Annotated in this window: 15 protein-coding genes and 1 pseudogene; 5 read left to right on the forward strand and 11 right to left on the reverse strand. The window is 65.8% G+C overall.

Annotation, left to right across the window (positions count from 1 at the left end):
* Positions 1-5: 5 nt before the first annotated feature.
* The 4 genes and pseudogenes from SSPN_RS55820 to fxlM all read right to left on the reverse strand — a co-directional run bounded on the left by SSPN_RS55820 (position 6) and on the right by fxlM (position 3,462).
* Entirely contained in the window at positions 6-983 is a 978-nt protein-coding gene (locus SSPN_RS55820; protein ID WP_029536005.1) for a putative T7SS-secreted protein, read from the reverse strand.
* A gap of 97 nt (positions 984-1,080) precedes the next feature.
* Positions 1,081-1,605: pseudogene (locus tag SSPN_RS52705) on the reverse strand (lantibiotic dehydratase); the annotation flags it as partial.
* Positions 1,606-1,728: 123 nt separating this feature from the next.
* Positions 1,729-1,941 carry an FxLD family lanthipeptide gene (locus SSPN_RS52710; RefSeq protein WP_083822261.1) on the reverse strand — a complete coding sequence of 71 codons (213 nt, stop codon included), beginning with the start codon at positions 1,939-1,941 and terminating at the stop codon, positions 1,729-1,731.
* Positions 1,942-2,001: 60 nt separating this feature from the next.
* On the reverse strand, positions 2,002-3,462 hold the full coding sequence (gene fxlM, locus SSPN_RS0134160) for a methyltransferase, FxLD system (protein WP_010313877.1): 1,461 nt from the start codon (positions 3,460-3,462) through the stop codon (positions 2,002-2,004).
* 154 nt (positions 3,463-3,616) lie between these two features.
* Between fxlM and SSPN_RS47185 the strand changes: the two genes are divergently transcribed.
* From SSPN_RS47185 to SSPN_RS52715, 5 genes are all read left to right on the forward strand, one after another.
* Complete coding sequence (locus SSPN_RS47185; protein WP_010313879.1) at positions 3,617-3,946, forward strand: hypothetical protein; 330 nt, start codon at positions 3,617-3,619, stop codon at positions 3,944-3,946.
* Positions 3,927-4,460, forward strand: a complete 534-nt coding sequence (locus SSPN_RS0134170) for a DUF6879 family protein (RefSeq protein WP_010313881.1) — start codon at positions 3,927-3,929, stop codon at positions 4,458-4,460. Before SSPN_RS47185 ends, SSPN_RS0134170 begins: the two co-directional genes overlap by 20 nt.
* A 16-nt stretch (positions 4,461-4,476) precedes the next feature.
* Positions 4,477-5,343, forward strand: coding sequence for a helix-turn-helix domain-containing protein (locus tag SSPN_RS0134175; protein WP_010313883.1), 867 nt, complete (start codon positions 4,477-4,479; stop codon positions 5,341-5,343).
* Positions 5,344-5,893: 550 nt separating this feature from the next.
* Positions 5,894-6,208: a hypothetical protein gene (locus SSPN_RS55825; RefSeq protein ID WP_148272084.1), complete on the forward strand. Its 315-nt coding sequence runs from the start codon at positions 5,894-5,896 to the stop codon at positions 6,206-6,208.
* Positions 6,209-6,236: 28 nt separating this feature from the next.
* Positions 6,237-6,512, forward strand: coding sequence for a nitroreductase family protein (locus SSPN_RS52715; protein WP_029536007.1), 276 nt, complete (start codon positions 6,237-6,239; stop codon positions 6,510-6,512).
* A gap of 38 nt (positions 6,513-6,550) precedes the next feature.
* Here the strand turns inward: SSPN_RS52715 and SSPN_RS47195 are convergent, their stop codons facing one another.
* From SSPN_RS47195 to SSPN_RS0134220, 7 genes are all read right to left on the reverse strand, one after another.
* Positions 6,551-7,555, reverse strand: a complete 1,005-nt coding sequence (locus SSPN_RS47195; RefSeq protein ID WP_010313892.1) for a 2-hydroxyacid dehydrogenase — start codon at positions 7,553-7,555, stop codon at positions 6,551-6,553.
* 3 nt (positions 7,556-7,558) lie between these two features.
* On the reverse strand, positions 7,559-8,308 hold the full coding sequence (locus SSPN_RS0134195; RefSeq protein ID WP_010313893.1) for an SDR family NAD(P)-dependent oxidoreductase: 750 nt from the start codon (positions 8,306-8,308) through the stop codon (positions 7,559-7,561).
* 27 nt (positions 8,309-8,335) lie between these two features.
* Positions 8,336-9,676: an MFS transporter gene (locus tag SSPN_RS0134200; RefSeq protein ID WP_237710894.1), complete on the reverse strand. Its 1,341-nt coding sequence runs from the start codon at positions 9,674-9,676 to the stop codon at positions 8,336-8,338.
* A 30-nt stretch (positions 9,677-9,706) separates the two neighbouring features.
* Positions 9,707-11,179, reverse strand: coding sequence for a cytochrome P450 (locus tag SSPN_RS0134205; protein WP_148272085.1), 1,473 nt, complete (start codon positions 11,177-11,179; stop codon positions 9,707-9,709).
* A gap of 143 nt (positions 11,180-11,322) precedes the next feature.
* Entirely contained in the window at positions 11,323-12,537 is a 1,215-nt protein-coding gene (locus SSPN_RS0134210) for a dihydrolipoamide acetyltransferase family protein (protein ID WP_010313898.1), read from the reverse strand.
* Positions 12,538-12,548: 11 nt separating this feature from the next.
* Complete coding sequence (locus SSPN_RS0134215) at positions 12,549-13,523, reverse strand: alpha-ketoacid dehydrogenase subunit beta (protein WP_010313899.1); 975 nt, start codon at positions 13,521-13,523, stop codon at positions 12,549-12,551.
* A 51-nt stretch (positions 13,524-13,574) separates the two neighbouring features.
* On the reverse strand, positions 13,575-14,630 hold the full coding sequence (locus SSPN_RS0134220) for a thiamine pyrophosphate-dependent enzyme (protein ID WP_010313901.1): 1,056 nt from the start codon (positions 14,628-14,630) through the stop codon (positions 13,575-13,577).
* Positions 14,631-14,664 lie beyond the last annotated feature (34 nt).

Raw genomic sequence — 14,664 nt, forward strand, 5'->3', positions numbered from 1 at the left:
TCTCCTTACTCGTTGGGGAATTTGTGTTTGAATTCTACCCGGTTACCGGTCGGGCCGTGTTCGTACCAGTGTGTTTCGAATGTGCGGCCTTCTTTGTCCGTGTAGCTGGTGCTGGACTTCTTGATCCATTCCTCGGGCTGTCCACCGTGTTCAGCGGCAAGCCGGGGTGCGTCGCGCAGGGGCGTGTTGGTGCCGGCGCCGGCCATCGCGACGCCTTTTTCCGACATCTGGCTTTCTTTGGCTAGCCCGATCGCCAGGTCACGGCCGGAGGTAGCACTGGATGCGGGCGGCCCGTCGTCGACGGCTTCTGCGGTGCGTTCGGCGGCCTTGCCGGCGCGGACGCTCCGTACTGCGGCACCGGCGCCGATGCTTCCGGCGGTCAGCAACCCGTCGAAGCCCAGTTTTCCCAGTGCTCGCCCGGGGTTTCGCGACCACGTGTCCCAGTCCACTGCTGCTTTGGCGAAGGCGACCGGGTTCGTCGCTGCTGCTTTGACCCCGTCGCCGAGGGCGGCCATGTCTCTGCCGTACTGGGCGGGGTCGGTGATGAGGCGGGTGGGTGAGATCGTGCCGATGAAGCTGGCTGCTTCGGTCGCGGCGGCACCGACGCCCTTTCCGAACTCTCCGGCGAAGCCTGCGGCTTGCTCGAACAGGTTCGGGGCAGCAGGGGCTTGATCACGAGCCGCGGCGACGAGAGCTTGAGCTCGGTCCCCGGCTTCTTTGAGTTGCTGGCGTGCCCGGATGAGCTGATCGTTGGCGGCGTCCCGGAGTGCCTGGCCCGGGTCGTTCCACGGTAACGACGGCGGTGCCGAGCCGGTCTGGCGCGCCTGGGCCTCGGCTCTCGCGACGTCACCGCGGTACTTGGCGTAGGCATCCTCGGAGAGTTTCTTGCCGTGTTCCCACACGAACGCGGCTTGCTCGGCCTCGCGCTGCGCCCAGCCGAAGACCGCGATGTAGTCGGTCAAGGCGCGCGCCGCCTGGTGCATCGCGTCGCCGCTGACAAGCCAGCGTGCCGGTTCTCCGTCGAAGATCCGCGGCGAGCCGTTCCGTGGTTTCGGTCTCGCCCACCGGCCCCTGGGGTACGGGCTTGGGCACCACGAAGTGGTTCCCACGGTGCACTCCCGCGTTGTTGACCACCAGCCAGAGGTTCGCCAGCACGCCAGGGTCGTGCTCTAGGTGGGAGATCACGTCGGCAAGCCAGGCCAGATCGACCCGCGGATGGGCCGCGTGGTTCTCGCCGAACTTGACCCGCGCGGAGGGCCCGACCGTGGCAGTGGTGATGCCGGCGAACATGCCGAACGGGGTGGGCCTGCCACGCCACCGCAGCACGTACGAGCACACCGCCATCAGCAGCCGTCGCCACTGCCGACGTTCTAAATGGGCACCGGAGAGGGCAGCAGTGATTCGCTCGCACAAGGCAGGACTCGGCACCTGCAGCGCCATGCGCACGGTTTCGCGCTCCCATATTCGCGCCAGCCACGCGCGGCCGATCGTCTCGGCGCCGTCTGCGGTGTGCAGGTCCATCCTGGGCAGACACAGTCCGCCGGGATCGGTGCTGGCGCGCACCACTACCAGTCCGGCGTGACGGAAGTGCCGTGGTACTGCCATGCGCGTAGACCTCCTCGCTGGATTTCCGCATCAGCAACGGCGTCGACGTGGAGTGAAAGGGGCGGGTGCGTTGACGCCGTGTGTCGGGGGCAAGCGGCGTCAACGCACCCGAGTTTGCAATGATCAGGAGGGGTTGTTGGCCTGGCTGTTGCAGGCGCTGGTCGAGCAGGTCTGGCCGCAGCCGTCACTGGTGTCGCAGGTCAACTTCGCCAACGGGTACGCGGCCTCAATCACCTGGAAGTTGAGGGTGAAATCCTCGGCGGTCGTGCTGGCGCCAGGGCCGGCCGTCGTGTCGGGAGTCGCAGGGCGGGGCAACGTGTTGGTGGCGTGGGGCATGTTCCAGTCCTTCCTCTGTCGGTTTGCTTGAAAGACCTGGCCATGACCACTGACCAACGGTCAGGCGGTCGGCGGCGGCCAGGAGATCGAGATGCGGGTGTGACGCTTGTCGATCACGGCCGTAGTAGTGGCGCTGGATCGTCCGCCGGTCTCAGGCCGGTGAATCAGGTCATCTGGGGTGTCTTGAGGCCAGATGGCGATTTCAGGAGCGGGGTCGTGCCGATAGTGGTTGTGCCAGGTGCGGATCTGCTCGGACAGTGCCTCCGCTGCGGCGTAGCCATGAGGGCCGAAGCCGTGCGCACCCATCTCAAACACACCCGGCCGCACCCGACGGCTGGCGAGGTAGGCGAACGAATCACCGTGGTAAACGTGAGCGTACGGGAACCATCGACCACCCTCGACAGCCATGACCGGACCGCCATCCGAAGGGACGTAGTCGCTGTCGACGGACAGCAGACAGAACCCGGGCAACACGGTGGCCAGCCACAGGGGCAACGAGTCGAAAGCCTCCATTCCGCCGACGGTCGCTCCCGACCATGTGTCTGCGCGGTCGGTCGCCAGCACACCGTCAAGCTGGTGCGGATCGGATGGATAGGTGTCGTCGTCGAAACTCAGCGCGATCCGATCCCCGTGTAACAGCAGCATTCGCTCCTGGTGCGCACCTTCGCCTTGGATCTTCACGAAGCCACAGACTTCGGCCGAATCCGACACCAGATGATCACCTGTGCGTTGCACGCTCAGCGAACGTGTGATCCCGCGCATTCGCAGTGGAACGACGAGCCGTCCCCCGTCGATCAGCTGCTCGGACCATGCGGGCGGAATATCCCAGCAGCCCACGGTCACCAGGACTACGTCGAACGGGCTGCCGTCGGGAATGCCCTCCTCGGCGTCGCCGCAGACGACGCGAACGCGGGAGTAGCCGGCTGTGTCCAGGAACTTGCGCGCCCGGCATGTGATCTCGGGGTCGATGTCCATCGTCGTCACGCTGCCGGACTCGCCAACCAGTTCCGCCAGCATCGCGGCGTTGACGCCGCCCGAGCCAACCTCCAGCACTCGCATTCCTGGCTGAACACTGGCCTGTTCCAACATGAAGGCCTGGATCTGTGGCGCGCTGATCGAGCTGACCGCAGCCCCATGCTCGTCCCACTTCGTCTTCACCGCAGTCGTCGCCGCATACACCTCGTCCAACAGCACCCCTGGCGCGAAGGCATGGCGATCGACCGTGCGGAAGACCGCCGCGACTCGATCGGAGCGGAGCGCATTCAGGTCCCGCAGTTGTTCAATCATCGCGTCCCGGGCCCTCTTCACGTGTTCCAGAGCCGGGGAATTACTTTCGGCTGAGGAGAGGGAATCCGCGGTCTTCTTGTCGTTGCCACCTGCGTCCACCTGGCTGTTCGTCCAATCTCGTGCTCGATCTTTGCTGATGCGATGCTGGCGCCGGTCCGCAATGCAGATGTCATGTCGCGCTTGATGCAGCGCGCTATCGGTCGTGGTGAAGCGGATCAGCACGGTGATGATCACGCTAGAGCCGAGGGCTGAGCCGGGGCCAGAAGTTTGCTTGAGTTTGCTCGAAGATAACCTTTCCGTGCGGGAGGTTGTTGACTGATGTTGCTGGTGAGATCACTATCTACGCGGCCAAGCAAACTCGCGCACCGCACTGGTGGAAGGGGTAGCCATGCAGCTAACGTTCCTCGGCACAGAGACACAGGGTGGAGGCTCGCCGACCTTGTACGCCACCGACCGCGGCACCTACCTGGTGCAGGGATGGAAGGTCGAGGGACACCCAACATGGATCGAGATTCCCCACCGCCTGCTGGGACACGTCGAAAAGGGGAAATGCTTGGGCACCCATCTCGACGACACCGGTCGCGGGAGCTTCCTCCTCTGCGGTGAGCTCGTGACCGACACCGAGGCGTTGGCGCAGATGGACATCCCCGGGCACGAAACCTGCATCGAGGTCCCGACGAAGAAGGAGGTTTGGGTCAGTGGAACTGCTACAGGGTGACGCGTTCGATGCGCTCTTCCGCGATTTCAAGCACGACGCGTTCCACCTTGAAGTCCAGGACACCTACACCACGCCAGAAGAGTCGGGGCCGTTTCGCCTGTTCCTCACCGGTGAGCACGACGACTTCGAGTGGTTTCAGCCGTGGTTGAACCTAGTTCGTCACGCGACCAGTACGGGTCGCGTAGTCCGGAGAGCGCGAGTGATTACGGTTCCCCACGGCGATTACACGCGGTGGGGTCTCACCGTGGCCAAGCACAACATCGCTGCTGGCGAGGATGTCCGATGGCTTCCACGTCACCTGATCAGTCCAGACGAGGTGTCGGCAGACGACTTCTGGCTCTTCGATAACAACTTCGTGGTGTTCACGGTGTTCGAGCCAGGCGGCCGGTTCGCCGGCGGCGCAACCACCAGCGACCCGGTCATCGTGAATCATTGTCGCACCGTGCGCGACCGGGTATGGCACGTCGCGATGCCGCACCATCGGTATCTGGAGACCGAGCACGTCACGGCCTAACGAGGACTGCAATCCCGTGACGAACTCTCTTCACCAAGCGCGCCATGCTCTCGGTCAGCAGCTGCGAGACCTTCGCAAGGACGCGCAGCTGACTGGCCGGGGCCTGGCCACGCTCGCTGGCTGGCACAGCTCGAAAGTCTCAAAAATCGAGTACGGCAAGCAAACCCCCACAGAAGAAGACATCCGCGCATGGTGCCGGCACACCTCAGCCGAGAGCCAGATCCCCGACCTCATCGCCACTGTGCGCAACATCGAGTCGATGTACGTGGAATGGCGGCGCATGCTCAGCGTCGGCACCCGACGTCGTCAGAACGCTTCGCGGAGACTTGAAGCCGGAACCAAGCTGATGCGCTGGTACGAACCCATACTCGTTCCAGGCATCCTCCACACAGCCGAATACGCCCGTGAAGTCATGCGTCGCGTGATCGAATTCTACGAGGTGCCTGACGACCTCGAAGACGGCGTCGCGGAACGCATGGAACGTCAGACGATCCTGTATCGCGGTGATCATCATTTCCACTTCGTCCTGGCTCAGCAAGCGTTGACGACGACGGTGGGCGGGTCCGACGTCATGATCGGCCAGCTTGATCGGCTCTTAGCCGTCACGTCATTGCCACGAGTGGTATTCGGCATCATCCCGAACAATGCCGAATACCGAACACCCACCAACCAGTTCATCATCTTCGATAACCTGCTGGTCCATGTCGAAACGATCTCTGCCGAACTGAGCATCAGTCAGCCCCGAGAAGTCACCCTCTACAGCAAAGCCTTCCGTCGGCTCGCCGAACAAGCAGTGACAGGATCGGCTGCACGGAACCTCATCACCAGCGCGATTAAGCACTTCCAGGAGCAGCAAGACGAGGAAGTTTCGACGACGTCATGAAGGCCCCTGCATCCCATGCCGCTGGAGCTCCACCACAAGCAGACGTCGGCAGCAGAGGAGGGAGCCCGCTGAACTCCCGAGCTCCATCGAACTATACATTCGACGACGTAAAACGATCGTCAGACTGGTGCGGCTGGAGGCCCCCGTAGCGCTTCAGAAATCCTGCAGTGCTGCTGACCTGGGCGTCGCCCGTGGTCGGGCATGATCCGTCCTTGTGCTCGTACAGATGATCTACCTGCTCGCTACCCGGACCTTCGCGTGGCTCGCTCTACTATGTCGGTCTACCCCGGCGAAGACACCCGCCGGTACCCGACCAGCTCCACGACCTGATCATCCGGCCCGGCACCGACAACTCCCCCTGGGGGTCCCGACGCGTACACGGCGAACTACGCCGACTGGGATACAAAGTCAGCGCAGCCACCGCCCGCCGCGTCCTGCCAGCCACCGGGTTCCATCCCAGACAACGCCGACAGGCAGCGCACCACGAATGGACCACAACCCCAGATCACAACCAGCGAACCCTTTTTGAAGCACTACGGCCGATTTCGCCATGCTGGCCAGATGTTTCACCGCCGACGCAAGAAGTGGACGGTTCGTACCGGGTGAGCGGCCGAGCGGCGTGCTGGCGAAGATCCGGTCCCGCCATTGCCCCGGCCGCACCCACCTCACCGCCAACCTGCTACTCGAACCGGCCCTGGGCAGCACGGTCCACGGCCGGGCGACCTTCGCCGTGATCGGCACCGACGCTGTCGCCGGGGCGTACGGCGAGTATGACGACATGCTCGTGCGAGACAGCCGTGGCGAGTGGGTTTTCGCAAGCAGGCAAATCGTTTACCGGTCCGTCAGGCAGGAAGGCAAGCAGTGAGCAACCTCGGACTCGGAACCGACTAGGCGTGGCGACGACCCGTGCCGTGCGGAAGCGGCTCGACCTCGACCGGCCGGTGGATCCCGGCCTGATCCGGGAATTCCTCGAAATAGCGATGCAAGCGCCCAGCGGCAGCAACAAGCAAACCTGGCATTTCCTCGTCGCGACCGACATCGGCAAGCGCGCCGAGGTGGCCGAGGTCTATCGCAAGGCCTACGCCGACTACGAGCGCAGCGCCACGAGTTCCGCGCACACCCTCGGCACGATTTCCGTCCCGGACCTCACCGGCCGCTCGGCGAGATAGTCCACCGGTAACGCTATCTGTCACTCCGCCGTGTGCCTTTATCCCTGATAGCGGCGGCGCCGCTTCCAGACCTGAGGATTGACGAGTGTCGGCGGCTTTTCGCCTCGCAACACCGTGAGCGCCCGCTCAACCGCGGAGAACGACAGCGCATGCAGTGAATCTCGCGTTACCCCTGCGATGTGCGGGGTGACGAACAGCCCGGGAATGTCGCTGAACTCCAGCAACGCCTCGGAATCCGGCGGTTCCGGATCCAGCACATCGAGTACGGCACCGCCCAGAGTCCCGGCCCGCAACGCGGTCAGCACCGCGCATTGATCAACTACGCCGCCCCGCGCCGTATTGATCAGCAGCCCGTCCCCGCCAAGCATCTCGAGCTGACGCGGCCCGATCAGGTGGCGGGTCGTTGCGGTCAGTGGCACGTGCAGTGTGATCACGTCGGCCCAGGCGCACAACTCGTCAACGGATGCAGCCTCGACGAGCGACGGGGCCGGGGTCCGCACACGCCCCGAACCGACATACCTGACCTCCATCCCGAGACCCAGCTCGGCCCTTCTCGCGATTTCGGCCCCGATCCGGCCGAGGCCGACTATGCCGAGGCGGCTCGCCGACACGCCGGACGCCGTCACCCCGTCATAGCGCGCACGCCACTCGCGAAAGTCACCGGCGAGGAGCCGCTGCCGCTGGTCCAGAAACTTGCGGCGGCCAAGGACCACAGCTCCGATCACATACTCCGCGACGGGCACCGATGCCACGCCCGCGGCGTTGGTCACCGCCACACCGGCGTCGGTGGCGGCGCCGACGTCGATGAAGTCGTACCCGGATCCGACGGTCGAGATCACCGTGAGGTGCTCAGCGGGGCCTAACTCCGCCCGCCCGATCCGGCGCGGGCTCTGGGCGATGACCGCGTCGGCGAATGCCAGATCGTCCACCGACGGGCGGCTGTCATAGCACCGCAGGACTTCTGCCTCGGAGACGAGGTAACTGTCGGCGTCGCGGCTGAAAAGTGGTGCGGTCAGTGCGATTCGCGGTTTGGGCGCACTCACCGATCACACCGCGGTCATGCCGGCGTCGACGGTGAGCACCTGTCCGGTGACGTAGCACGCCTCCGCCGACAGCAAGAAGCAGGCGGTCCCCGCGATGTCTTCAGGCATGGCGACCCGCTTGAGCATCACGTTGCTCCCGAGTTTGTGGAGACCGTCCTCGAGCGTCGCGCCCTGGCTGCGGTAGAGGTCCTCTGTCATCTCGGTGAGAGTGTGCCCGGGCGAAATCGCGTTCACCCGGACCTCGGGCCCCAGTTCAAGCGCGAGGTGCCGGGTCAACGGCGGGATCGTCCCCTTCGACGCGGCGTAGAGACCACGGTTGGCGCGGGCGATGTCGACCACCACTGAGGAGGTGTTGACGATCGCCGCGCAGTCGGATTTGCGTAACGCCGCCGCGGTCGCGTGGCAGACGTTGAGCGTGCCGACGGCGTTGACCATCAACTGCTGCACGAACTCTTCGGCCGGCGCCGACACCGCTTCGGTGGGGGTCAGGATGGCGGCGGCGTTATACACCGAGTCGATGCGCCCGAACTTGTCCAGCGCGAGATCGACGGCGCGCAGCACCGCATCGCGGTCCGAAACGTCGGTGCTGACTGCCAGGGAACCCGGGCAGTCGGCCACGACCGCATCGAGCGCGTTTTGCCGGCGTCCGAGGAGCAGAACCCGGCCGCCCTCGCGGGCATACTGTCGCGCCACGGCGGCGCCAATCCCTGTTCCCGCTCCGGTGCAGACCAGCACCCGGCCGTCGAATCGCATGATGTTCCTCCGTATCCGTGAAACGAATTACCGTGTGACGCCCGGGTTGATGACCGCCGTCGAGATGCCGTCGTCGGCGAGCTGATCCGTGGCCCGGCGGCGTGGCATCGCGCTGATCGCGATGGCACCGACGAGCGCCGGAATGGCGAAGGCGTAGAAGTTCCATTGGAATCCCACCCCCGCGGCGAGCACCCAGCCGGCAATGGAGGGCCCGGCGATTGCCCCGACCCGGCCGAACCCGAGCGTGACGCCCAGTGCGGACGCGCGGCTGGATGCGGGATAGTAGACCGCGATGTAGCCGTCGATGAGCGACTGCGTAGCCGACGTGCCCAGACCGGTCAGGATGACAGCCATCATGAGCACCGGGACGCCCAGTGGTTGCGCCAGCAGGAGCAGGCAGACGACGGCGACCAGGAAGTAAGGCACCACAACAGGTTTGGGCCCCACCCGGTCGGCGAGCAATGCGCCGGCGATCAGCCCGGCGACGGATCCGGCCTGGTACAACAGCAGAAACTCCAGCGACGACCCCAGCGGGTATCCGGCCTCGCGCATCAGCTGCGGCAGCCACGTATTGAGGCCGTACAACAGCAGCGTTCCGCAGGCCGACGCGATGAAGAACAGGACGGTCGCCCGCCGGTACCGGCGTTGGAACACGTCCCGGAGTCCGGCGACCCACGAGCGCGAGGCACGTTTGTCGGCCGCGACGGCCTCGGGCTGGTAGAGCCCGTACCGCGCGGCGATCTTGCCCGCTTCGGCCAGCCGGCCCCTGGCCGTCAGGTGCCCGACCGACTCGGGCACCAACGCGGCGACCACCGGCACGGCCAGCAGAAATGCCGCGCCGACCCAGTAGGGGCCGCGCCAGCCGAGGTGGGGCACCAGGAAGAGGCCGGCGAGTGCGGCCCCCACCCCGCCCACAGCGTAGCCGGTCAACAGCAAGCCGTTGTAGATCTGATGCCGTCCACGAGGCGCGAACTCCACGCCCAGCGCTATCGCGCTGGGGACCACGAGGCCAAGGCCGATGCCGGTGAAAAACCTCGCGGCACCGAAAAAGCCGGGGCCGGTCGCGAGCGCACAGATCCCGGAGCCGACCGAGAACCAGGCGATTCCGGCGACTAAAATCGGACGCCGCCCCACCCGGTCGGTGATCGGGCCCGCGAGCAGGTAGCCGACCATCATCCCGACCAGGGTGTAGCTCCCGATCGCTCCGGCGAGCGCCGGCCCCATGTCCCATCCCGATCCCTTGAGCAGGGTCGGCAGCGTGGCGCCATAAATACCCAAGTCGTAACCGTCGGCCAGAATCGCGAGGAAGCACATTGCTACGACCACGAGCCGACGTCGGGGAGACCCGACAGCCATTGTCTGAGTCACGGTGGTGCCCTTCTCGGTAGGAACGCCGGACTAATCCGTCGTTTCGATCACTTCGGCCGGGCAGGCTTCCGCGGCCTCATGGACCCGCTCGCGCAGTTCGGCGGGCGGGTTGCTCTGCAGGACCACAACGACCCCGTCGTCATCGAGCCCGAACACTTCTTCACAGGCGACCACGCACGCGCCACTGCCGATGCACTTGCCGGTGTCGACGTTGATCTTCATCGCCGTCCTCCCCTGGCGTTTTCCAGCGCGACATCGATCTCCGCGGGGCCGCGCACCATCCAGCTGTCGCCGTAGTCGACCCGCTGCACCTGCCAATCCGGGATCTCGTCCAGAAGGTGGTTCAGCAGGATCTCGACCTCGAGCCGGGCCAGGTTCAGGCCGAGGCAGGTGGTTCAGCAGGATCTCGACCTCGAGCCGGGCCAGGTTCAGGCCGAGGCAGGCGTGCGGGCCGACGCCGAAACCGAGGTGCGCCAACCGCGGGCGGTTGATGTCGAAGGCGTCCGCCCGCTCCCAGCGCTGCGGATCCCGGTTACCGGCCGCCGGCAATGCCATGATCGTCGTGTCCTCGGCCAGCTCATGGCCCGCGACCTGCACCTGCTCTTCGCGAACGAAGCGCAGCGTCGCGACCTTTACGCTTGACCAGCGGTGCACTTCCTCGATCGCCTGTGGCAGCAGGTCCCGGTTCTGCCGCAGCACCTCGCGCTGGCCGGGATGCGCGGCGAGCGTGACCAGGCAATGCCCCATGAGCTTCGCCGTCGTTTCGTTGCCGGCGAACACCAGCTGCGTGGTCGCGGCCACGACCTCCGCTTCGGTCATCGGCACCTCTGAGACGGCGATCTGGCTCACCAGATCGCCCCCAGGCCGATCGCGCCGCTCGTCGATCACGGCGGCCATGTACCGGTTGAGGTTGTCGGTGGCCTGCTTACCCTGCGCGACCAGTGCCCGCCCGTGCGTGCTGGGGTCGTCGCGATTCTCGAGGATGTGACCCATCTCGTCGCTCCACCGGACGAAGTCAGGGATGTCTGCCGACGGCACGCCGAGCATCGACGCGATCACGACGGCCGGGATGGCACGCACGAAACCCTCGGCGATGTCCACCGTCTCGCCCGCGCGTAGCCGTGCGATCGAGTCGGCTGCCCGGTCGACGATGACCTGCCGGATCAGCTCGGGGTAGGTCGCGGCGAGGCTCTTGCGTTGGAACGCGGGAGCCCAGATCCCTTTCAGCTGACGGTGCCGAGCCCCGCTGAGTGAGGCGAACGTCGTGCCGCCGAACAGGGCCGTGAGGTGTTCGACGTCGGCGGCGAACGACTGGGCGCGGCCCATCACCTGAGCGCAGTCGGCGTAGCTCGTGAGCATGAGGTAGCCGGACCGCTCGTTCCGGACGATCGGGCCCACGGCCCGGATCTCTTCGAGGGCCGGGTAGGGGTCCGCCGCGAACCTGGGATCCAGGAAATCGACGGAGATCGTCGGAATATCCGCGATCGATGTGGTCACCGGCATCGGCTTCACCCGTTTCTCCAGAGTGAGACGTGGACTTGTGCTATCGCGCTGAGCGGCGGCTTCGACAAATCTGCAAGTGCCGCGGATCGCTCATCAATGTCGCGCGTCCTAGGTAATGGGGCCATTGTTGTGAGTCCTGACAGTCAGCTGAGCAGCAGTTCCCATTTGGGGTTCGCCAGGGTCTTGCCGACCCTGGCGAGCACCCTGCTGCCCAGTTCGCCGTCCACCAGCCGGTGGTCGAACGACAGGGCGAGCTGGCTCGTCCAGCGCAATGCCACCTTTCCCTTGTGCTCCCAAGGTGTCCGGCGGACAGCGCCCAGGCACAGGATCGCCGCCTCGCCCGGGTTGAGAATCGGGGTTCCCGCATCGACCCCGAACACACCGATGTTGGTGATCGTGATCGTCCCGCCGGACATCTGGTCCGGTGTGAGGTCACCGGCCCGGGCAGTGTCGATCAGCGTGGTCAGTTCCTTGGCAAGCACCGGCAAGGAGAGCGCGGCGGCGTTCTTGATGTTGGGCACCAGCAACCCCCGCGGTGTAGCCGCGGCGATGCCCAGGTTGACCTGATGGTGCACGACGATCTCGTTCGCGGCCCCGTCCCACGAGGCATTGATGTCCGGGTATTCCCGTGCTGCGGCCGCGAGTGCCCGCGCGACCAGGAGCATCATCGTCACCCGGGTCCCGTGCAATGCGGGTTCGGCCTTGAGTTCCTCGACGAGGCGGACGGACCGGGTCATGTCGACCGTGACGAACTCGGTGACGTGCGGCGCGGTGAACGCGCTGGTGGTCATGGCGGCAGCGGTCGCCTTGCGGACGCCCTTGACCGGAATCCTCGTGTGGTCCTGAGCTGGGGCCGCGGTGCTCTCGGGCACGCTCACATGCTGAAGCAAATCGTCGCGGGTAACAGTGTTGTGCGTCCCTGTCCCGGCGACCGCCGCGAGATCGATCCCCAGCTCCTTGGCAAGCTTACGAACCGGGGGTTTCGCCCTGGCCTGGACGGTGTCGACCGCGGGTTGGGCCGTGCTCGGATTCCCTGCCGCACGACGCCGGCGTCGATTGGGCCCGGCATCCCCTGGCCCGTACCCCACCAGAACCGCGGGTGGAGTCGCGTCTTCACCGCCCGCATCGATTTCGATGAGCGCCGCGCCAACCGGAATGGTCTGCCCCGCCTCGGCGAGCAGTGCGGCGACTGTGCCACGGTAGGGCGAGGGCAACTCCACCAAGGATTTCGCGGTTTCGATCTCGACGAGGACATCGTTGACTTCCACTGGGTCGCCTGATCCGACCCGCCACCGCACGACTTCGGCCTCGGTGAGACCCTCCCCGACGTCGGGTAACCGGAATTGTTGGACGGCCATGATCTTCCCACTCACCAGCTCAGTGATCGGTCGACCGCGTCGAGGACACGATCGAGGTCGGGCAGGTACTGATCCTCGAACTTCGCGGGTGGGTAAGGGATATTGAACCCACCGACCCGCAGTACCGGCGCTTCGAGGTGGTAGAAACAGAGTTCGGTCACCGCGCTGCCGATTTCGGCGCCGAGTCCCGCGAACGTGGGCGCTTCGTGCACCACCACGCACCGGCCGGTGCGCTCGACCGACCCGGCGATGGTCTCGAGATCGAGCGGCGACAGCGTGCGCAGATCGATGACCTCGAGATCATGGCCCTCGGCCGCCGCCGCGTCAGCCGCCCGCAGACAGGTTTGGATCATTCCGCCGTAGCTGAGCACAGTGAGCGAACTACCCGGCCGGACCACCTCGGCTCGTTCCGGCGGAAGCACGCCCGGCTGGTCACTGACCTCGCCGTTGCTCCAGTACCGGCATTTGGGTTCGTAGAAGATCACCGGGTCGTCATTCTGAATGGCCTGGCGCAGCATCCAATGCCCGTCACGCGGGTTCGAGCAGCACACCACTCTGAGGCCGGCGGTGTGGGCGAAGTAGGCCTCGTTCGACTCGCTGTGATGTTCGACCGCCCCGATCCCACCGCCGACCGGGATGCGGATGACAACGGGGAGCGAGACGATGCCTCCCGTACGAGCACGCATCTTCGCCAGTTGCGACACGATCTGACTGAACGCCGGGTAAACGAACCCGTCGAACTGGATCTCGCACACCGGCCGGTAACCACGCAGTGCCAACCCGATCGCGGTACCGACGATCCCGGCTTCGGCCAGTGGCGTGTCGATGACGCGATCGGCGCCGAAATCCTTCTGGAGACCATCGGTCACCCGGAACACACCGCCGAGACCACCGACGTCCTGTCCCATCACGACGACCCGCGGGTCGTCCTCGAGTGCCTTTCGCAGGCCGGTGTTGATCGCTTTGGACAAGGTGAGCACGGGCATGGTTTGCTCCTGGGTGTGGCGCCGCGGGGTGGGCGGCAATGCGGTCGAACTTCAGTCCACATAGGACGAGACGAGGTCCCGGTAGCCGCGGCGTTCCGTGGCCAGCAACGGGGTCTCCTCGGTCAGCACAGCGCCGAACAACTCGCCGAGATCGCCGAGCGGCAGCTCGCGGCACACCTTCCGGGTCTCCTCGGCCAGCCCGTCGCACTCGGATTCGACTTCGGCGCGGAACTGCGCGTCCAGCCAGCCTTCTCGCGTCAACAGTGCTTCCAGCCGGGCGATCGGGTCGCGCGCGGTCCAGCTGTCGAGCTCGCTCGCGCTGCGGTAGCGTCCGGGATCATCGGAGGTGCTGTGCCCACCCAGGCGGTAGGTGACGGCCTCGATCAACGCTGGCCCGCCACCGGCGCGGATCTGTTCGGCGACCGCAGTGGTGACCGCGTGCACGGCCAGTACATCGTTGCCGTCGACGAGGTGTGCGTCGAGACCGAACCCGCGGGCGCGCTGGTGCAACGGTGCGCGCATCTGGATCTGCGTCGGTGTCGAGATCGCCCAATGATTGTTCTGGCAGAAGAACAACACCGGCGCTCCGGCCGCGGCGGCCCAGTTCAAGGCCTCGTTCGCCTCGCCCTCGCTGCTTGCCCCGTCCCCGAAGTAGGCGGCGACGATCTCACCCGAACCGTCGCGTTGCACACCCATGGCGTAGCCGACCGCATGAGGCAGCTGCGCGGCCAGCACCAGGGTGTAGATGTGAAAACGGTAGTGCGCCGGATCCCAGCCGCTGTGCCGATTTCCGCGCCACTGCACCAGAAGCTCGGCGGGCGTGATGCCGCGGGAGAGGGCGGCCGCATGTTCGCGGTAGCTGGGGAACACATGGTCGTCGGGACGCAATGCGGTGACCGAGCCGATCTGCGCGGCTTCCTGCCCGAGCGACTGCAGCCAGAGACCCAGCTCGCCTTGCCGTTGCAGGGCAAGCGCTTCGTCGTCGAAGCGGCGTGCTCTCTTCATGCGCCGGTACAGATCCCGGCACAGTTCGGGGGTGATCTCCAGCGGCCAGTCCGGGTTGTGCCGGAGCCGGCCGTCGGTGTCGAGTAGTTGCACGGGTTCCATGCGGTGCTCCTTCATGTCGGTGCCGCGACACGGG

The sequence above is a fragment of the Saccharopolyspora spinosa NRRL 18395 genome (assembly GCF_000194155.1).
GTDB lineage: Bacteria > Actinomycetota > Actinomycetes > Mycobacteriales > Pseudonocardiaceae > Saccharopolyspora > Saccharopolyspora spinosa.